Annotated in this window: 15 protein-coding genes; 8 read left to right on the forward strand and 7 right to left on the reverse strand. The window is 64.3% G+C overall.

The window, feature by feature from the left end; translation table 11 throughout:
• Nucleotides 1-172 precede the first annotated feature (172 nt).
• Complete coding sequence (locus tag AC5STB_RS08565; RefSeq protein ID WP_495442513.1) at nucleotides 173-1,759, reverse strand: 2-isopropylmalate synthase; 1,587 nt, start codon at nucleotides 1,757-1,759, stop codon at nucleotides 173-175.
• Between the two features lie 486 nt (nucleotides 1,760-2,245).
• Here AC5STB_RS08565 and AC5STB_RS08570 point away from each other — a divergent pair, with 486 nt between their 5' ends.
• Together AC5STB_RS08570 and AC5STB_RS08575 are read left to right on the forward strand one after the other, a co-directional pair.
• Nucleotides 2,246-2,680, forward strand: a complete 435-nt coding sequence (locus AC5STB_RS08570) for a universal stress protein (RefSeq protein ID WP_495442514.1) — start codon at nucleotides 2,246-2,248, stop codon at nucleotides 2,678-2,680.
• 21 nt (nucleotides 2,681-2,701) lie between these two features.
• Nucleotides 2,702-4,246, forward strand: a complete 1,545-nt coding sequence (locus AC5STB_RS08575) for an alanine/glycine:cation symporter family protein (RefSeq protein ID WP_495442515.1) — start codon at nucleotides 2,702-2,704, stop codon at nucleotides 4,244-4,246.
• 29 nt (nucleotides 4,247-4,275) lie between these two features.
• Here AC5STB_RS08575 and pdxR read toward each other — a convergent pair whose 3' ends face one another.
• A complete protein-coding gene (gene pdxR, locus AC5STB_RS08580) occupies nucleotides 4,276-5,697 on the reverse strand; it encodes a MocR-like pyridoxine biosynthesis transcription factor PdxR (RefSeq protein ID WP_495442516.1) in 1,422 nt (473 codons plus the stop codon).
• A gap of 95 nt (nucleotides 5,698-5,792) precedes the next feature.
• On the opposite strand from pdxR, the gene AC5STB_RS08585 reads away from it, so the two are divergent.
• Nucleotides 5,793-6,461 (forward strand): pyridoxamine 5'-phosphate oxidase family protein, encoded by a 669-nt coding sequence (locus AC5STB_RS08585; protein WP_495442517.1) that lies wholly within the window; start codon nucleotides 5,793-5,795, stop codon nucleotides 6,459-6,461.
• A gap of 49 nt (nucleotides 6,462-6,510) precedes the next feature.
• Here AC5STB_RS08585 and AC5STB_RS08590 read toward each other — a convergent pair whose 3' ends face one another.
• Nucleotides 6,511-7,932, reverse strand: a complete 1,422-nt coding sequence (locus AC5STB_RS08590) for an MORN repeat-containing protein (protein WP_495442518.1) — start codon at nucleotides 7,930-7,932, stop codon at nucleotides 6,511-6,513.
• 182 nt (nucleotides 7,933-8,114) lie between these two features.
• Between AC5STB_RS08590 and AC5STB_RS08595 the strand changes: the two genes are divergently transcribed.
• The 4 genes from AC5STB_RS08595 to gltX all read left to right on the forward strand — a co-directional run bounded on the left by AC5STB_RS08595 (nucleotide 8,115) and on the right by gltX (nucleotide 13,239).
• On the forward strand, nucleotides 8,115-9,773 hold the full coding sequence (locus AC5STB_RS08595; protein ID WP_495442519.1) for an NAD+ synthase: 1,659 nt from the start codon (nucleotides 8,115-8,117) through the stop codon (nucleotides 9,771-9,773).
• 180 nt (nucleotides 9,774-9,953) lie between these two features.
• The gene (locus tag AC5STB_RS08600) at nucleotides 9,954-11,285 is read left to right on the forward strand and encodes an NAD(P)/FAD-dependent oxidoreductase (RefSeq protein WP_495442520.1); all 1,332 of its coding nucleotides are present in this window, start codon (nucleotides 9,954-9,956) and stop codon (nucleotides 11,283-11,285) included.
• Nucleotides 11,286-11,360: 75 nt separating this feature from the next.
• Nucleotides 11,361-11,789 carry a DUF1801 domain-containing protein gene (locus AC5STB_RS08605; protein WP_495442521.1) on the forward strand — a complete coding sequence of 143 codons (429 nt, stop codon included), beginning with the start codon at nucleotides 11,361-11,363 and terminating at the stop codon, nucleotides 11,787-11,789.
• Nucleotides 11,790-11,913: 124 nt separating this feature from the next.
• Complete coding sequence (gltX, locus tag AC5STB_RS08610; RefSeq protein ID WP_495442522.1) at nucleotides 11,914-13,239, forward strand: glutamate--tRNA ligase; 1,326 nt, start codon at nucleotides 11,914-11,916, stop codon at nucleotides 13,237-13,239.
• Between the two features lie 182 nt (nucleotides 13,240-13,421).
• Here gltX and AC5STB_RS08615 read toward each other — a convergent pair whose 3' ends face one another.
• Both AC5STB_RS08615 and AC5STB_RS08620 read right to left on the reverse strand, forming a co-directional pair.
• Nucleotides 13,422-14,615: a DUF2254 domain-containing protein gene (locus AC5STB_RS08615; RefSeq protein ID WP_495442523.1), complete on the reverse strand. Its 1,194-nt coding sequence runs from the start codon at nucleotides 14,613-14,615 to the stop codon at nucleotides 13,422-13,424.
• Entirely contained in the window at nucleotides 14,612-15,184 is a 573-nt protein-coding gene (locus AC5STB_RS08620) for a gamma-glutamylcyclotransferase family protein (RefSeq protein ID WP_495442524.1), read from the reverse strand. Before AC5STB_RS08620 ends, AC5STB_RS08615 begins: the two co-directional genes overlap by 4 nt.
• Before the next feature lie 103 nt (nucleotides 15,185-15,287).
• Between AC5STB_RS08620 and AC5STB_RS08625 the strand changes: the two genes are divergently transcribed.
• Entirely contained in the window at nucleotides 15,288-15,737 is a 450-nt protein-coding gene (locus AC5STB_RS08625) for an RrF2 family transcriptional regulator (RefSeq protein ID WP_495442525.1), read from the forward strand.
• A gap of 19 nt (nucleotides 15,738-15,756) precedes the next feature.
• On the opposite strand, the gene AC5STB_RS08630 is transcribed toward AC5STB_RS08625, so the two are convergent.
• Nucleotides 15,757-18,282 (reverse strand): ABC transporter permease, encoded by a 2,526-nt coding sequence (locus tag AC5STB_RS08630; protein ID WP_495442526.1) that lies wholly within the window; start codon nucleotides 18,280-18,282, stop codon nucleotides 15,757-15,759.
• The gene (locus AC5STB_RS08635; RefSeq protein WP_495442527.1) at nucleotides 18,279-18,983 is read right to left on the reverse strand and encodes an ABC transporter ATP-binding protein; all 705 of its coding nucleotides are present in this window, start codon (nucleotides 18,981-18,983) and stop codon (nucleotides 18,279-18,281) included. Before AC5STB_RS08635 ends, AC5STB_RS08630 begins: the two co-directional genes overlap by 4 nt.
• Nucleotides 18,984-19,029: the final 46 nt, after the last annotated feature.

Raw genomic sequence — 19,029 nt, forward strand, 5'->3', positions numbered from 1 at the left:
GCCAGTTGCAATGGCTGTTTGGCCTATTCTGCCTCTGCCGCCAGCCAGAGTGTTCAACGGGTGCCGCATCCCTGGCGGTCAGAAGCTGCGGCGCCGCGCGGAAGAGGGGTGCTTTGGGCGTCAATAAAAAAGGCGCCGCAACGGGCGCCTTTCTCTTTCAATGGAGCCTGCCTCAGGCGAGGTCCTTATAGGAAATCTCCTTGGTGTCGGCGCCTTCGCCAACCCGGCCGCGGCGCACGATCAGGCGGTTCAGCGCGTTCACATAGGCCTTGGCCGACGCCACAACCGTATCAGTGTTGGCGCTTTCACCGGTAGCGATATTGCCGTCTTCCTCCAGCCGCACAGAGACGGTTGCCTGCGCGTCGGTGCCCTCGGTCACCGCATGCACCTGATAGAGCTGCAGGCGGGCAGTGTTCGGATAGATCTTGCGGATCGCCTTGAAGGTCGCGTCGACCGGGCCGTCGCCCTCGGCGGTCTCGGTGACGTCCTTGCCGTCGATCTCCATCTCGACGGTGGATTCCGCCGGGCCGCCGGTGCCACAGACCACTTTCATCGAGACGATCTTGAGGTGATCGTTCTCAGCGTCAGTGCCGGTGCGCATCAGTGCGATAAGGTCGTCGTCGAACACTTCTTTCTTGCGGTCGGCCAGCTCTTTGAAGCGGACAAAGACGTCCTTCAACTGGTTGTCGCCCACGTCATAGCCCAAGTGTTCCAGCTTGTCGCGCAGCGCGGCGCGGCCAGAGTGTTTGCCCAAGGGCAGCGAAGTGCCCGAAAGGCCGATGTCTTCGGGCCGCATGATCTCAAAGTTCTCGCGGTTCTTCAGCATGCCGTCCTGGTGAATACCGCTTTCATGGGCAAAGGCGTTCTTGCCGACAATCGCCTTGTTCGGCTGCACCACAAAGCCGGACACGGTCGAGACCCGGCGCGAGATATGCATGATCTTGGTGGTGTCGATGCCGGTGTGCCAGGGCATGATGTCATTGCGCGTCTTCAGCGCCATCACCACTTCCTCAAGCGCGGTGTTGCCCGCCCGCTCGCCCAGCCCGTTGATGGTGCATTCGATCTGTCGCGCACCGCCGGCCACGGCTGCCAGCGCGTTGGCGGTCGCCATCCCGAGGTCGTTGTGGCAATGGGTGGCAAAGACCACCTCATCCGCGCCCGGTACGGTTTCAATCAGGCGCTTGATCAGATCGGCGCTTTCCGCAGGCGCGGTGTAGCCTACGGTGTCGGGGATGTTGATGGTGGTGGCGCCGGCCTTGATGGCGATCTCGATCACCCGGCACAGATAGTCCCACTCGGTCCGGGTCGCATCCATCGGCGACCACTGCACGTTGTCCACCAGGTTGCGGGCGTGGGTCACGGTCTCGTGGATCTTGTCGGCCATCTCGTCCATCGTCAGGTTCGGGATGGCGCGGTGCAGCGGCGAGGTGCCGATGAAGGTGTGGATGCGCGGCTGCGCGGCCTTGCGCACGGCTTCGGCGCAGCGGTCGATATCCTTGAAATTGGCACGCGCCAGGCCGCAGATCATCGAATTTTTCGACCGTTCTGCAATCTCGGACACGGCGGCAAAGTCGCCTTCGGAGGCAATCGGGAAGCCGGCCTCGATGATGTCAACGCCCATTTCGTCCAGAAGCTCGGCAATCTCCAGCTTCTCGTTGTGGGTCATGGTGGCGCCGGGGCTCTGCTCGCCGTCGCGCAGGGTGGTATCGAAAATCAATACACGGGAATTGTCGCCGGAAATCGGGGATGTGCTGGTCATGATGGTATCTCTTGTCTCTGTCCTAGGCCCTTCCAGGGCATTAAAAGCCTTCGGTGGCGCGCGTGCGGCAATCCTCTGAGCGGGCGCGCCGGAAGGGCACGCTCAGAGGCGGGCTAGGATCAGTAGGGCGCGCAGAGCTGCACCGCGGGACGCGGCGGCGGCAAGGGGGATATCTGCGCAAATGGTCATGGCAGGGATTTATACAGAGGTGCCGCCGAATGGAAAGAGGATTCTGGCCCTGCTGCACGCGCATGGACGGCTGTCCCGCTTCTGTATGCGGCAGCTTGCGGTAAGTTCAAGACAATGTTGAAAAAAGCATATAATATAAGGAACAGCCGCAGGCAGTTTCAATGCGGCAGTTTGTCCGCACCGCGATAAAATTTTGCGTGGAAACGGCTATTGGGGCTTGCGCTGGCAGAGATGATGGCGTTGACGGCCCGGATCCGGCGCTCTTGAGGAAGAAAGCGCCATCGATAGGAGGAAACAGTGTCAAACAAAATTGTCCTTGGATATGACGACAGCGAGGCCGCCAAATCGGCGCTTGCTTTTGCCGCCGGTCTTGCCAAAGCGCAAGGGGCAGAGCTGGTGATCGCGCATGTGCTGGAATGGTCGCCCTATTCTTTCCTCACCCCGGAGGAGATCGAGCAGCGCCACAAGCGCCGCGAGGAAGAACTGAAGCGTGCAGAAGATGCCTTGCTGGCACCCGTGCGCAAGGGCCTAGAAGACGACGGTGTCACCGTCTCGACCGAGCTGAAATACGGCCATATCGCTGAAACCCTGATCGATGTGATCAAGAAACATGGCGCCAGCCATCTGATCATCGGCCGCACCGGCCATTCGGCTTTGTCGTCGCGGCTGTTCGGCTCTGTCGCGGGCAGCCTCGCCCAAGCGGCACCGGTTCCGGTCACCATCGTTCCCTAAAGATAAACTCAGAGGACAGTCATGAGGAAATCAATTAAGGCGGCAGCCCTGTCTGCGCCGCTGCTGCTGGCGGCAACCGCACCGGCGATGGCACAATCCGTCGATGAACGCGTCAATGAGCTGTTTGCCAGCTCCACCGGCTGGTTTGTCAACCTGATCTTCAGCCCGTTCCCCGGCACCAGTTTCCCGTGGATCGTGGCTTGGCTGGTGGTCGCGGCCACCGTGTTCACACTTTACTTCGGCCTGATCCAGTTCCGCGCCTTCCCGCACTCGATTTCGCTGGTCAAAGGCGACTACTCCGACCCCAACGACGCGGGTGAGGTCAGCCACTTCCAGGCGCTGGCAACTGCGCTGTCGGGTACCGTCGGCCTTGGCAATATCGCGGGCGTCGCGGTGGCCGTCGGCATCGGCGGCCCCGGTGCAACCTTCTGGATGATCCTGGCCGGCCTGATGGGCATGGCCTCCAAGTTCACCGAATGCACCTTGGGCGTGAAATACCGTAACGAGTTCGAAGATGGCCACGTCTCCGGCGGCCCGATGTATTACATGACCAAGGGCTTTGCCGAGCGCGGCCTGCCGATGGGCAAGTTCCTGGCGGTGCTGTTCTCGGTGTTCTGTATTCTTGGCGCCTTTGGCGGCGGTAACATGTTCCAGGCCAACCAGGCACACGCCCAGATCTCCGGCGTTGTCGGCGATTATCCGGGCTGGATCACCGGCGTTGTCTTTGCTGCGGTGGTGTTTGCCGTGATCGTTGGCGGCCTCAAGTCGATTGCCCGCGTGACCGAAAAAGTCGTGCCGTTCATGGGCGTCATGTATGTGGCGGCTGCGCTGGTCATTCTGGCGATGAACGCCGACAAGATCGGCTGGGCCTTTGGCCAGATCTTTGACGGCGCCTTCACCGGTGCAGGCGTCGCTGGCGGCATGGTCGGCGCGCTGATCCAGGGCTTCAAACGCGCTGCCTTCTCGAATGAGGCGGGCGTTGGTTCGGCTGCGATTGCGCACTCCGCGGTGAAAACCAAGGAACCGATCACCGAAGGCTTCGTGTCGCTGCTGGAACCCTTCATCGACACCGTGGTGATCTGCACCATGACCGCGCTGGTGATCATCATCACCGGTCAGTTGATCCAGGACCCGACCACCGGCCTCTACCTGCTGGACGAGGGCGCAAGCACCATCCAGACCGTTGACGGCAATAAAGGCGTGGCGCTGACCTCGGCAGCCTTCTCCTCGGCCTTCGGCTGGTTCCAGTACGTGCTGGCGCTGGCGGTGATCCTGTTTGCTTTCTCCACCATGATCAGCTGGTCCTACTACGGTCTTAAGGCCTGGACCTTCCTGTTCGGCGAAGGCCAGACCACCGAACTGGTGTTCAAGGTGATCTTCTGCATCTTCGTGGTGATCGGCGCAGCCGCAAACCTCGGCCCGGTGATCGATTTCTCCGACGCGGCAATCTTTGCCATGGCGGTGGTCAACATCATCGCGCTCTACTTCCTGATGCCGATCGTCAAGAAGGAGCTGAACAGCTATCTGGCGCGCCTCAAGTCGGGTGAGATCAAAAAGTACAGCTGACCGGCTCCGGCCTGATCAACTCGGAAAAGCTAGGCCTTCCCGGACGTCCGGGGAGGTCTTTTGTCTTTCAGCCCCTGGCAGCCTTCCTCCACGATCCGGCGCAGTCCGGCAATCTGGGCGGGCAGGGCATCGGCCTGCGACTGGCAAAAGCCGATCAGCAGCCCCTGTGCGGTGCCTTCCGGGTCATGCGGCGACAGCGGCCGCACGCCATAGCCCGCCGCAGCCGCGCGGCGGCAGATCTCGGCGTCGTCCTGCGTTCCGTTCAGGTGAAAGGCAATCTGCATCCCGGCGTTGTGGCGATGGAAATGTCCCAGGGGCTCGGGCCAGTCCGCCAGCGCATCCGCGGCCGCGGCATAGCGGTCGGCATACAGCCTGCGGGCGCGGCGGATGTGGCGGTCGTACTGGCCCGACGCCATGAACTCCGCCAGCGGCCGCTGTGCGGTGATGGCAGCACCTGCGCTGGGATGGATGAACTGCGCCCGGAAACGCGGCACCAGTGCCGGCGGCAAAATGGCATAGCCCAGGCGCAGTGCATGGGAGAACGTCTTGGAAAACGTGCCGACGTAAATGCAGCGCCCCTCGCGGTCGAGCGCGGCCATCGCTGGCACCGGCTGGCCGCCATAGCGGAACTCGCTGTCGAAATCGTCCTCGATGATCCAGCCGTTCCGCGCCTTGGCGGCCTGCAGGAACATCTGCCGCTGCGGCACCGGCAGGGTGCCACCCAGCGGAAACTGATGCGACGGGGTCAGCAGTGTGACCCTGGCCATCTGCCGCGGCAGGTCCGCACCGCGCAGCCCTGCCTGCAGCCAGCGCACCTGCCAGCCGCGAGCCTGCGCAAACCGCTGGGTGGGGGTGAACCCGGGGGCCTCCAGCGCGATGTCCTCGCCCTCCACCAGAAACTCCATCGCAAGCTCCAGCGCCTCCCGCGCGCCGCTGGTGACCAGCACCTGTTCCGCGCTGCAGTCTATGCCCCGCCAGCGCGCCGCATAGGCGGCGATTTCGCGCCGCAGTTCCGGGTCTCCAAAAGCATCCTCCTGGTGGCTCAGGCTTAGCGGGGCCATTCTTGCCACACGTGAAACACAGCGCGCCCAGGGGCGGGCCGGAAACACCGCCGGGTCCGGCGCGCCGGGCAGCAGCAGGCCAGGTGCCGGCGGCGGAAGGGCTGCGACCGGCTGAGCCTGTACTTCAGGCGGGCGGATCGGGGTCACATCGCAGACAAAGATACCTGCGCCCTGCCGGGTCTCGGCAAAGCCTTCGGCGACCAGCTGGTCATAGGCCGTCACCACGGTGGAGCGCGCAATCCCGAGGTCCTGCGCCAGCGCCCGCGATGAAGGCAGCCGGGTGCCAAGACCCAAGCTCCCCTCGCTGATCCTTCGGCGCAGTGCTGTGACGATCTGCTGGTACAGGGGCTCCCCGCTGGTGCCGGAAACCATGTCGGACAGGTCAATCATGCTGGACTGCTCATTTTGTCAAAAACTGGACGTTAATCACAATCCAGTTTGCGCATAACTGTCTCCGGCAACAACAAGAAACATGAGGTCAGGCAATGCGCCAACCCGAAGACAAAGCAACCGCACTGAAATCCGGCCGCAGCCGCCTGCGCCGCGCCCATGAACGCGGGCTTTATGACCGCGAGAGCGTGTACCAGGTGCTGGATGCCATGCCGCTGGCCCACATTGGCTACCAGATCGATGGCGCTGTTTCTGTGCTGCCGACCCTGCAATGGCGCGAGGGCAATCATGTCTACTGGCATGGCTCCGCGGCCAGCCGCGCCATCCGGGCAATGTCGGGGGGCGAGGTCTGCATGACGGTTACCTGCATGGATGGCTACGTGCTGGCGCGCTCGGCCTTCCACCATTCCGTCAACTTCCGCTCAGCGATGCTGTTCGGCGTGGCAGAGCAGGTCACCGATGAAGACGCCAAGGCTGCCAGCCTCAAGGTGATGGTGGATCATATCTTCCCCGGCCGCTGGGATGCCCTGCGCCCAATGACCCCGAAGGAACTGAAAGCAACCGCGCTTCTGCGCATGCCGATTGAGGAAGGCGCTGCCAAGATCCGATCCGGCCCGCCCAAGGATGATGAGGAGGATTATGCCCTGCCGATCTGGGCCGGGGTGCTGCCGATGGCGATGGAGCTGAAACCGCCGCAACCCGATCCGGCCAATCTGGAAGGGGTGGCAATGCCCGACCACCTGAGCCGTATCCGCATCGGCTGAAGCAAAAAAGGCGCGCCGTCCTGGCGCGCCTTTTTTTGATCATTCCGCTTTACTCTGTCTGGGCGGCGTCCCCGGTCCCGCTGGTGACCAGCGCGCCGTTTTCCCAGGTGCCGTCCGCCTGCTGGCCGCTGGCGTATTTCATCGTACCGGGCCCCTGCCGCTTGCCGTTGACAAAGCTGCCCTCGTAGACATCGCCATTGGCATAGGTCGCCACGCCCTGGCCATAAATCTTGCCTTCGCGCCACTCGCCCTCATAGATGAAGCCGTCGGGCATTACGATCTTGCCCTGGCCGTGGCGCTGGCTGTTGGCAAATGCGCCGGTATAGACCGATCCGTCGGCGTAGGTCACCGTGGCCTCGCCGTGGCGCTGCCCGTCCTGCCAGCCGCCATCATAGCGGTAGCCGTCCGCATAGGTCATCACCCCCTGGCCGTGGTTCTTGGCGTTCTTGAAGCCGCCCGTGTAGATGATGCCGCTGGGGTAGGTGGCGGTGCCTTCGCCCTCGATCACTCCGGCCACCCAGCCGCCTTCGTAGGTGGAGCCATCGGGATAGGTGATTTTGCCCTTGCCCTCAGCCAGGTCATCGCGGAAATCCCCCTCATAGACAGAGCCGTCGGGGTAGATCATCTTGCCTTTGCCTTCGATCTGCCCTTTTGCCCAGGCTCCGGTATAGCTGTATCCGTCTTTCTCGGTGATGGTGCCGGTGCCGTGGCGCTGATCATTCAGAAAATCGCCGGCGTAGATGTCGCCACTGGCATAAGCCACCTTGCCCGTTCCGTGGCGGCGGCCGTTTTGCAGCTCGCCCTCATAGACATCGCCATTGGGCTGCAACAGCTTGCCGGTGCCGTGCATCTGGCTGGCGGCCCATTCGCCCTCGTAGACCAGTCCGTCAGATGTCTCCAGCTTACCCTGGCCCTGCAGCTGGCCATCCACGACGGAGCCCTCATAGACGGTGCCTTCGGCATAGGTGATCCTGGCCTGGCCTTCCTGGCGGCCCTCGGCCCATTCGCCGTCATAGATATAGCCGTCGGGCGAGGTCATAACACCCTGTCCGTGCCGCTTTCCATTGGCAAAGCTGCCCTCATAGCGCACGCCGCTGGCGTAGACCGAGGTGCCGTCGCCATGGATCTGCCCGTCCTGCCAGCCGCCCTCATAGGTGCTGCCGTCGGCACGGGTCAGCTTGCCCAGCCCGTGCGGTTTGCCTTGCGCAAACTCGCCTTCATAGACCGAACCGTCCGGGAACCGCGCCACGCCCTGGCCGCGCACTTCACCTTCGACCCACTCGCCGCTGTATTCATATCCATTCGGCAGCTTGTAGGTGCCGGTGCCATGCTGCAGCCCGTTACGGAAGGTGCCCTCATAGACGCCGCCGATCTCGTCCTGGGTGGTGATGACCTCGCCGTCCTGGGCAAAGGCCGGTGCGGCCAGTGCCAAGAGTGTGGAAAGCGCGAATGCGGTGCCGAAACGGGTCATTCAAAACCTCTGCCTGCCCAGGAATTACGGTGCTGCTGCCATTTAGGGTTGCTCGCCCGGAAACTAAGCTACCGCACGCGGGGCCGCAATGTCTTTTCCCTGGCTTGCCCCCCTTGCCCTTTTCCTTGGCCGTCAATCTGGTAAATGGCTGGGAGAGGTATTTCACAAAGGGCCCAAGCAGCATGGCAGACCGTTTCCGCGTGACACTGGCGCAGCTGAACCCGACAGTGGGCGATCTGGCAGGCAATGCTGCCAAGGCCCGCGCCGCCTGGGAGGAAGGCCGCAAGGCCGGCGCCGATCTGGTGGCGCTGCCGGAAATGTTCATCACTGGCTACAACACCCAGGACCTGGTGATGAAACCAGCCTTTCACACCGCGGCCATTGCCGAGGTGGAGAAGCTGGCAGCGGAATGCGCCGATGGCCCGGCGCTGGCCATCGGCAGCCCCTGGGTCGAAGGCGCTCAGCTTTATAACGCCTACCTGATCCTGAAAGGCGGCAAGATCGTCTCGCGCAGCCTCAAGCACCACCTGCCCAATGAAACCGTGTTCGACGAGGTGCGGATTTTCAATGCCGGCCCGCTGGGCGGCCCCTATGCGGTCGGCAACACCCGCATCGGCTCTCCCATCTGCGAGGACGGCTGGCACGAGGATGTCGCGGAAACCCTCGCCGAGACCGGCGCCGAGTTCCTGCTGATACCCAACGGCTCACCCTATTTCCGTAACAAGATGGAGGTGCGCTTTAACCACATGGTGGCGCGCGCGGTCGAAACCCACCTGCCGGTGATCTACCTCAACATGGTGGGCGGCCAGGATGACCAGGTGTTTGACGGCGGCTCTTTCGTGCTGAACCCGGGCGGTGCCTTGGCGCTGCAAATGCCGGTGTTCGATGAGGCCTTTGCCCATCTCGACCTGGAGCGCACTGACGAGGGCTGGCACGCGGTTGAGGGCGAGAAGGCGCATCTGCCGGATGAGTGGGAGCAGGACTACCGGGTGATGGTGGAATCCTTGCGCGATTACATGGGCAAGACCGGATTCAAGAAGGTGCTGCTGGGCCTGTCCGGCGGCGTCGACTCGGCCATCGTCGCCGCCATCGCCGTCGATGCCATCGGCGCTGAAAACGTTCGCTGCGTGATGCTCCCGTCGGAATACACCAGCCGGGAATCGCTCGACGATGCCGAAGCCGTCGCCAAGGCGCTGGGCGTGCATTACGATTATGTCCCGATCTCCGAAGGCCGCGCCGCTATCACCAATACACTGGCGCCGCTGTTCGAGGGGATGGAGCCTGGCCTCACCGAAGAAAACATCCAGTCCCGCCTGCGCGGCCTCTTGCTGATGGCGATGTCCAACAAGTTCGGGGAAATGCTGCTGACCACCGGCAACAAGTCCGAGGTCGCGGTCGGCTATGCCACCATCTATGGCGACATGAACGGCGGCTACAACCCGATCAAGGATCTGTACAAGACCCGCGTCTTTGAGACCTGCCGCTGGCGCAACGCCAACCACCGCCCCTGGATGAAGGGACCGGCAGGCGAGGTGATCCGTCCAAACGTTATCGACAAACCGCCCTCAGCCGAACTGCGCGAGGATCAGAAGGACAGCGACAGCCTGCCGGATTATCCAGAGCTCGATGCGATCCTCGAGATCCTGGTGGATAATGACGGTTCAATCGCGGATTGTGTCGCGGCCGGTTTTGACCGGGACGTGGCCAAGCGGGTTGAGCATCTGGTTTACATCAGCGAATACAAGCGCTTCCAATCCGCCCCCGGTGCCCGCCTGACGCGGCGCGCGTTCTGGCTGGACCGCCGCTACCCGATCGTGAACCGCTGGCGCGATCCGTCCTGAGGGAGCGTGATAACTCCTTGTGATCGCAAGTTTTTCTGCGCCCTCAGTGGGGTGGGTTGTGCGTTTTCCTTGGCGGTAACGGCCTGATATGCGGCGGATAAATCACAATAGCGGCATGCGGCGCAACCCGTGTCGCATGCACGCTGGACCGGCGGTTTCGCACCGGGCATAGATGCCCTCATGCCTGGACCCAGACTGCCTCATTTCCAACCTGATCTGGCCTTGCCCAAGGCCGTCGACGCTGTGGTTATCGGTGGCGGTATCATTGGCGCCAGCACCGCGCTGGAGCTGGCTGAACGCGGCTATTCCGTGCTGCTGTGTGAAAAGGGCCAGATTGCGGGCGAGCAAAGCTCGCGCAACTGGGGGTGGGTGCGCATCGCCTGCCGCGACCCGCGGGAAATCCCGCTGATGACAGCATCCCTGCGCTTGTGGGAGGGGCTTTCGGAACGCACCGGGCAGGAGACCGGCTTCACCCGCTCCGGCATCCTTTATACCGCTGAAACCGCCAAGCGCGAGGCCCAGCTGGAGCGCTGGCTGCGTAATCTCGACGGCTGGGGGCAGGATGCCCGCATGATCCGCGGCGAGCGTCTGGCGCAGCTGATGCCGGGGCATCAGACCGCAGCCCGCACCGCGCTGTATACGCCTCTGGACGGGCGCGCAGAGCCGCAGCTGGCGACTCATGCCATCGCCTCTGCCGCGCAGGCCGCGGGCGCCAAGGTGATGAGCGAATGCGCGGTGCGCAGTGTGGAAACATCCGCAGGCCGTATCAGCGGTGTGATGACGGAACGCGGCCGGGTGGCTTGTTCTGCTGTTGTCGCCGCGGGCGGCGCGTGGTCGCGTCTGTTCTTGGGCAATGCGGGCGTGAACCTGCCGCAGCTCAAGGTGCTGAACTCGGTGCTGCGCACCTCGCCGGTGCAGGGCGGCCCGGAAACCGCGGTGCGCAGCGGCAACCTCGGCCTGCGCAAGCGGGCCGATGGGGGCTACACGGTGTCGGACGCGATGGCGAATGTGGTCGACATCGTCCCCGACAGTCTCCGGTTGGGGTGGAAATACCTGCCCAGCCTGCGCCAGGAATGGCGGGCGCTGCAGTTCCGCATCTCCGGCCGCTGGGCAGAGGAGGCCGCCCAGGCGCACCGCTGGGACCCGCAGGATACCACCCCTTTCGAACATTGCCGCGTTCTGGACCCGGCGCCCTCGCAAAAAGCGCTGCGCAGCGGATGGGCTGCCGCGCAAAAGGCGTTTCCGGTGCTGCAAGGCGCCGATGTGGTGCAAAGCTGGGCCGGGCTGATGGATGTGACCCCGGATGCGATCCCGGTCATTTCGCAGGTCGACCGCGTGCCCGGACTGTTCGTGTCCACCGGGTTCTCGGGCCACGGTTTCGGCATCGGCCCGGCCGCCGGGCGGCTCACTGCGGATCTGGTCACCGGCAGCCCTCCGGTTGTGGATCCGCACGCTTTTCGCTTGTCCCGGTTCGCTGATGGCAGCAAATACGGCCCGCAAACCGGCTATTGAGCAGCCCGGCCAGCAAGCGGCCTGGACTGTCAGGCCGCTTGTGCCGTGCTATCATTACCGCAGGAGGGCTGGCAGATGAGCCGGAACAAAACAGCTCCGACAGGGGCAAGCGTCGAAGAGTTTCTGCAAGCGGTGGAGCCGGAGCGAAAATCGGTCGAAGCACAGGAACTGGACCGGCTGTTTCGCAATACAACCGGATACCGGCCGCAGATGTGGGGCCCGTCCATCGTCGGCTACGGCCGCTACCACTACCGCTACACCAGCGGGCGGGAGGGCGACTTTCTGGCCACCGGGTTTTCCCCGCGCAAGGCGCGCCACTCGATCTATATCATGCCGGGGTATCAGGATTACGGCAGCATCCTTTCCCGCCTGGGCAAGCATAAGCTGGGAAAAAGCTGCCTTTATGTGAATAAGCTCGCCGATATTGACCTGGATGTGCTGGGCGAACTGATCCGCGCGGGCATCAAGGATCTGGACGCGATCTGGCCGGTGCAGCCTGAATAAAGCCCGTGCCTTCATCTTTCCAAAAATACTCGCGCCGCAGGCACGCGCCAAAGGCGCGTTAACCCCGCTGAAACTGGACAATCCGCCGCCTATATGACAAGGGGCAGGGCAACAGGAGACTCGTATGACCACCACCCGTTTTGCCCCGTCGCCAACCGGCTATATCCATGTCGGCAACCTGCGCACCGCGCTGATGAACTATCTGATCGCCCGCAAGGCCGGCGGCACCTTCATCCTGCGTATCGACGACACCGACCCGGAGCGGTCCAAGGAAGAATATGTCGATGCGATCAAGCAGGACCTGGAATGGCTGGGCCTCACGTGGGACAAGGTGGAGCGCCAGTCTGAACGCCTCGACCGCTATGTCGCTGCGGCAGACAAGCTGCGCGAGATCGGCCGCTTCTACGAGGCTTTCGAAACCCCGACCGAACTGGACCTGAAGCGCAAGAAGCAGCTGAACATGGGCAAGCCGCCGGTCTATGACCGTGCCGCGCTGGCCCTGTCCGACGACGAGAAGGCCGCCCTGCGCGCTGAGCGCGGCGACGGCGTCTGGCGCTTTAAGCTGGACCACCAGCGCATCGAATGGACCGACGGCATCCTGGGCGACATCTCCATTGACGCGGCCTCTGTCTCTGACCCGGTTCTGATCCGCGGCGACGGCCAGTTCCTCTACACGCTCGCTTCTGTGGTCGATGACACTGAAATGGGCGTGACCCATGTGGTGCGCGGTTCCGACCACGTGACCAACACCGCCACTCAGATCCAGATCATCGAGGCGCTGGGCGGCTCCGTTCCCTCCTTCGCGCACCATTCACTGCTGACCGGCCCGCAGGGCGAGGCGCTGTCCAAACGCCTCGGCACCCTGGCGTTGCGCGACCTGCGCGAGGCCGGCGTGCAGCCGATGGCGCTGCTCAGCCTGATGGCACGCCTCGGCTCCTCCGATCCGGTCGAGCTGCGCACGGAACTGGCAGAGCTGATCGACGGTTTCGACATCAACCGCTTCGGCGCTGCCCCGACCAAATTCGATGTCGAGGATCTCTATCCGCTGACCGCGCGCCATCTGCAGTCGCTGCCGCTGGAGGCTGTGCAAGCCCACGTGGACGCGCTTGGGGTTCCGGCTGAAAAGCAGGCCGCCTTCTGGGACATGGCCAAGGAAAATATCACCACGCTCAAGGATCTCGCCGGCTGGTGGGAGCTGTGCCGCGACGGCGCTGAGCCGCTGGTGGCGGATGAGGACAAGGACTTCATCGGTGAGGCCATAGCGCTGCTGCCCGAAGGCCCCTATGACAGCGAAAGCTGGGGCAAATGGACCGCCGCGGTCAAGGAAGCGACCGGGCGCAAGGGCAAGGGCCTGTTCATGCCGCTCCGCAAGGCCGTGACCGGCAAGGAGCGAGGCCCGGACATGTCCGCCCTGCTGGCGCTGATGGAGAAAGTTCGCGCCCGCGGCTAACGCCTGACAGGTCCTGAAAAAAGGCGGTGCGTCATGGCGCCGCCTTTTTTGCATCCGGAAAGGCTCCCTACCGCAAGGGTTGCATCCAGATTGCCGCCGCTGCGGTTGGGCGCATGGTACATGCGCCGTATTAGGCGGGAGTAACCTGGCCCGCCGTAAAAACAGACAGGAAAACAAACAGCTCAGCCCCAGCGGCCGTCCTTTACTTCCTGGCACATTTCTTTGGCGGCCTCGGCCATGTCCGGGTTCGGATGTCCGCCAAGCGCGTCCAGCGATTTTTCCATCCAGCGCATCACCGACGGCGAGTCGCTGCCGCAGCGGGCAATCGGCGGAAAGGCGCAATGCAACAGGTGCTTGGCAGTAACCGGCGGGATGCTGACATTGGGATAGGCCGCCTCGCGTGTTTCGCTGGTCTCGTCCGGCGGCATGTTTTCCCACAGCAGCCGCTCCAGCCGGCCCATGACCTCCACCGCAGTGCCGGGATCGTTGACGCCGGGCGACAGCGCCCGTTGCGCGGTCTCTGCCAGCAGGGTCAGGCCAAAGGACGGGTCCTGGTCAAAACTGCGCACGTCGCCGATGTCGATCGCGGCAGAGGCCGCCTTGCAGAAATCATCGTCCCCACCCGTGGCCCAGGCCACTGGCTGGCCGCGCAGGATGTATTCACCCGGCGCCCGCGCCAGGGTGATCTGCGTGCCGGCCTCATCCGCCAGTTCGTTCAGCCGGGTCAACCCGGCAAAGCGGACAAAGCCGCTCTTGGCGGCGGGGATATCCACGGCGTTCGCGGGTTTGGCCTCTTCGTACGCGCACAGGCCCCCGAGACAGGGTTTGTCCATCCGTGCGCGCAGGCTGGCGCGGGTGCGGTCCTCGATCAGCCGCAGGGTGTGGTCCATGCTGCCCAGGCTCGACAAATGGTCGATCCAGCGCAGGATCGCACCGACGATCAGCACCACCACGATGATGGTCAGGCCAAACACCACCAGCGCCCCTTCCGGAGTGAAATAGCGGGCGCGGAACAGGATCACCGCGCTCAGCGAATAGATGAAGCCGCCGACAAAGGTCGCAAGCACCCGGTGGGTGACCGCATCCTCCAGCAGCAGCCTGTAGACCCGCGGCGTCGCCATCGAGGCAGCCGTGCGGTAGGCGCTGACCATGACGTTCAGCGAGAAGGTGGTGACCGCCAGCATGCCCGACGCCAGGATCGTCAGCACCGGCAGCACCGCCTCGCGCCCGAAGTCCTCGCTCAGCTCATCCGGCAGCAGCGGTTTCGCAAGCGGCGCCAGCAGCAGCGCCATTAGGGAAACAATGGATATCAGAACAACCCTGAACCAGAGTTGCCGCGCTATCCGGCCCAGATGCAGTAATAACTTTTCGATCATGGTCCCCAGACTATGCGGCGCGCGCCGGTGCTGTCGATCAGTTCATCGAACATTTTGCGTTCCGCAGCCGCGACCGTTTGATGCCGCGGGTAGCGCGGCGCGGCACGGTCGTCAAGGATAGGGGCACCCCAGCCGTCAGTGGTCTCTACGAACCCCTGCAGCCCGGCCTCGCCGAACACCCGCAGGTAGCCCTGCAGCACCACATCCAGATAGCTGAGCAGGATCGGGTGCCGCTCGGTGACGCCGTTCTGCCTGTCCACCGCCACCGCATAGACGGAAATCTCCGGGCTGCCCTCCAGCCCGTGCTGCACCCTGTCAGAGGCCGGCAGCCGCTCATAGGCAAACTCGCGTTCGTCCAGCGCCGCCCAGTCACCGCCCGGCACCTCGGCGATCAGCCCGTCGATTTCACTGCCTTCGCATGGCATCGCTGACAGAAACGCCACCTCGCGCAGGGATGTGTGCACCCAGGCCCGCCGCCAGCCCCGCAGGCGGGCAGGCGCCGCGCCGCCATAGGCATGGGTCGCGGTGTTCACCAGGCTGCCGTAGCCAAAGAAGTAAGGAGCTGTCATGCCGTCGGCCCTTCCACCGCATTTCCGCTTATTGATGTATGTCAAACCGCTTTTTCCCGGTTCATGCAATAAGCGATGCACCATAGCTGCGGGAGCATGACCCATGCGCATTACCAAAAGGACCAACATTGCCGTGCGGCTGCTGATGTACTGCGCCGCGCATGAAGACCGCCTGGTGACCAAGGCCGAGATCGCAGAGTGCTGTAATATCTCGGAAAACCACCTGGCGCAGGTGATCAACCAGCTTAGCCAGCTCGGCTATCTCGCCACCCAGCGCGGCCGCAACGGCGGCATGAACCTGGGCAGGCCCGCATCAGAGATTCGCATCGGCGACGTGTTCCGCGATGTCGAAGGCAACCTGCCGATGGTGGAGTGCTTTGCCGACGCGGACAACACCTGCCCGCTGTCCAGCGCCTGCCGTCTCAAGGTGGCACTGGCAGATGCAGCGCAGGCTTTTTACATGTCGCTGGACGATATCTCGCTGGAATCCCTGGTCTGCGGCAACCACGATCTGATGCGCCTCTTGCAACCGGTTTCCTGCGGCGCCCGCTAGGTCCGCACCGCAGGTCCGGTCATTCGCGCGCGCGCAGGATGCGGGCGGGCTTGGCGGCCAGCGGCCGCAGCGCAAAGGCAAGCCCCGCGAGCAGCGTCGTCAGCACCCCGCCTGAGATGACCATCAGCGCATTGGGCCAGATCACCGCATAGCTGGTCTCGAACACATAGGCATTGATCGCCCAGGCCCCGGCAATGCCCGCCGCCAGCGCAACCATTCCCGCAGCCGCACCCAAGAGGGCAGAGCGCAGGGCAAAGCTTGCCAGGATTTGACTGCGCGGAGCCCCCAGCGTTTTCAAGAGCGCCGCCTCATACCGCCGCGCGGGCTCCCCCGCCGCTGCAGTACCCAGCAGTACCAGGAACCCGGTCAGCAGCGTTGCCGCCGCGCCATAGGCGGTGGCCGCCGCCAGCTGCCGCAGGATGTCTGACACCCGGTCGATGGCGTCGCGCATCCGGATTGCGGTAATATTTGGCATCTCGCGGGCCAGATCGCGCAGGATCGCCGCCTCCGCCTGCTCCTCGGCATAGACAGTGGCGATGAAACTGTGCGGCGCGCCCGCCAGTGCGGCCTCGTTCAGCACCATCACAAATCCCATTCCGGCGGTGGAGAAATCCACATTGCGGAAGCTGGTGATGGTGCCGGTGATGTCGCGGCCCAGGATGTTCAGCGTCAGCGTGTCACCGAGCGACAGGCCCAGTTCCTCGGCTTCCTCGGCGGCAAAGCTGATCTGCGGGTCGCCTGAATACTCCTCAGGCCACCATTCACCCGCCGTAACTTCCGTCGCCTCTGGCTGGGCAGCGGCATAGGTGATGCCGCGGTCGCCGCGCACCACCCAGTGGTCGCCCGCAACCTCAGCCGCGGGCTGGCCGTTGATGCGGGTCAGCACCCCGCGCAGCATCGGGGCGTTTTCCACCCGCGTGACGGCAGGGTCATTCTCCACCCGCTCCAGAAAGGCGGGCATCTGGCTGCGCTGGATATCGACAAAGAAATAGCTCGGCGCCACATCCGGCAGGTTGCCGGCAATCGCCCGGCGCATGTTGCCGTCGATCTGGCCGATGGCAGCCAGCACCGTCAGGCCCAGACCCAGCGCCAGCACCGCAGGTACGGCACCATCGCGGGCGCTGCCGATGGAGGACAGCGCCCATCGCAGAGCAGGGCGCCCGCGCGATGCCGCTGTGCCGCGGCGTGCCAGGAAACCGATTGCCAGCGCCGCAACCAGCAGCACCATAAGCGCCCCCATCAGCCCGCCTGCGGTCCACAGCGTCAGCTGCGCCGAACCGCTGAACCAGGCTGCCAGCCCCACCAGCGCCGCGAGCGCCACCCCGGTCGCCAGCAAATAGCGCGGGGCAGGCAACCGGGTGCGGCTGGCAAAGGCATCCCGGAACAATGATGCCGCGCGGATCCGCTCCGCCCGCGCCAGCGGCCATAGGGCAAAGATGAAGGCGGTCAGCACGCCATAGATCGCTGCCTCCGCCAATGCGGACGGGTACAGCGAAAACACCGCCGGAAACGGCAGCTGCGCCGCAATCAGCGGCCCCAGCAGCACGGGCCCCAGCCCGCCCAGCACCAGCCCGATCCCCACGCCCACCAGCGTCAGTGCGCCGATCTGCAGGAAGTAGGTCAGGAATATCGTCTGCCGCTCCGCCCCCAGCGTGCGCAGGGTGGCGATGGTCGCGGTCTTGGTCGCCAGATAGGCGCGCACGGCAGCAGAAACGCCAACCCCGCCCACTGCCAGACCGGACAGGCCCACGAGAACCAGAAACCCGCCCAGCCGCTCGACAAAGGTGGTGATCCCGGGCGCGCCGTTCCGGGCATCGCGCCAGCGCATGCCGGTGGTCGCGAACAGCCCCTCTGCCTCCGCCTGCAGGGCGGTCAGATCACTGCCCGCAGGCAGCTCCATCCGGTACTTGGTATCAAACAGCGTGCCGGGCTCCAGCAGGCCGGACTCCCCCAGATCTGCCGTTCGAACCATGGTGCGCGGCCCCAATTCAAAGCCGGAGGCCGCGGCGTCCGGCTCCAGCGCGATCATAGCCGTCAGGCGGAAATCCTGCGTGCCCAGCCGGAAAACATCCCCAGGCTGCAGCCCCAGCCGGTCCGCCAGCACCCGGTCCATCACACCGCCGGGCAGCCCATCCGCACCCGCCAGCGCTGTTTCCAGCGGCATCTCCGGCGCCAGCTTCATCTTGCCCTTCAGGGGATAGAGGCCGTCCACCGCCTTCACCTGGGTCAGCCCGCGCTCGTCACCCACGGTGGCCATAGAGCGGAACTCGGCAATTTCTGAATGGCGCAGCGCGGTCCGGTCCAGCCAGGCGCGCTCGTCTTCAGTGGCAAAGCGGTAGGTGAAATTCAGCTCAGCATCGCCGCCCAGGATCGTTGCGCCTTCACGCTCCAGCCCGGCCTCGATTGATGCGCGGATAGAGCCGATGGCGGCAATCACCCCAACCCCCAGCGCCAGGCAGGCCAGGAAGATGCGGAACCCCTTCAGGCCGCCGCGCAGCTCCCGCAGGGCAAAACGCCAGGCGAGGCGGAAAGACGCGGCACTCATTCTGCCGCCTCGCGGGCCGCCCCCTCATCCACCCGCCCGTCGCGCAGCCGGACCACCTGGTCGCAACGCGCCGCCAGTTCCGGCGCGTGGGTGACCATCACCAGCGTCGCGCCATAGCGGTCGCGCAAACCAAACAGCAGATCCATCACCGCGGCGCCATTGGCCTCATCCAGGTTGCCGGTCGGTTCATCCGCCAAGAGGATCGCAGGCCGCGGCGCCAGCGCGCGCGCCAGCGCCACCCGCTGCTGTTCACCGCCCGACATCTGTGCCGGAAAATGGCCCGCCCGATGGCCGAGGCCCACCGCCTCCAGCTCTGCCTGGGCACGGGGGAAAGCATCCTTGACGCCCGCCAGCTCCAAAGGCGTCGCCACGTTTTCCAGCGCTGTCATGGTCGGGATCAGGTGAAAGCTTTGGAACACCACACCCATGTTATTGCGGCGGAACCGCGCCAGCGCGTCCTCGTCCATCGCGGTCAGGTCCTGGCCCAGGGCGCTCACCGTGCCGCCGGTGGCCTGCTCCAGCCCGCCCATCAGCATCAGCAGCGACGACTTGCCAGACCCGGACGGCCCCACCAGCCCCAAGGTCTCCCCTGGCCGCACGTCCAACGAGATGCCGTGCAAAATCTCCACCGGGCCGGTATTGCTATTCAGTGTCAAACTCGCATCTAAGAGATGCAGAACGGGGCTGTTTTGATCGGTCATCGGGCCTGCCTGTTGGATGCACCTAACGGATATGGAGTGTTTGCGG

The organism is Leisingera sp. CC-HEC093, assembly GCF_059429195.1.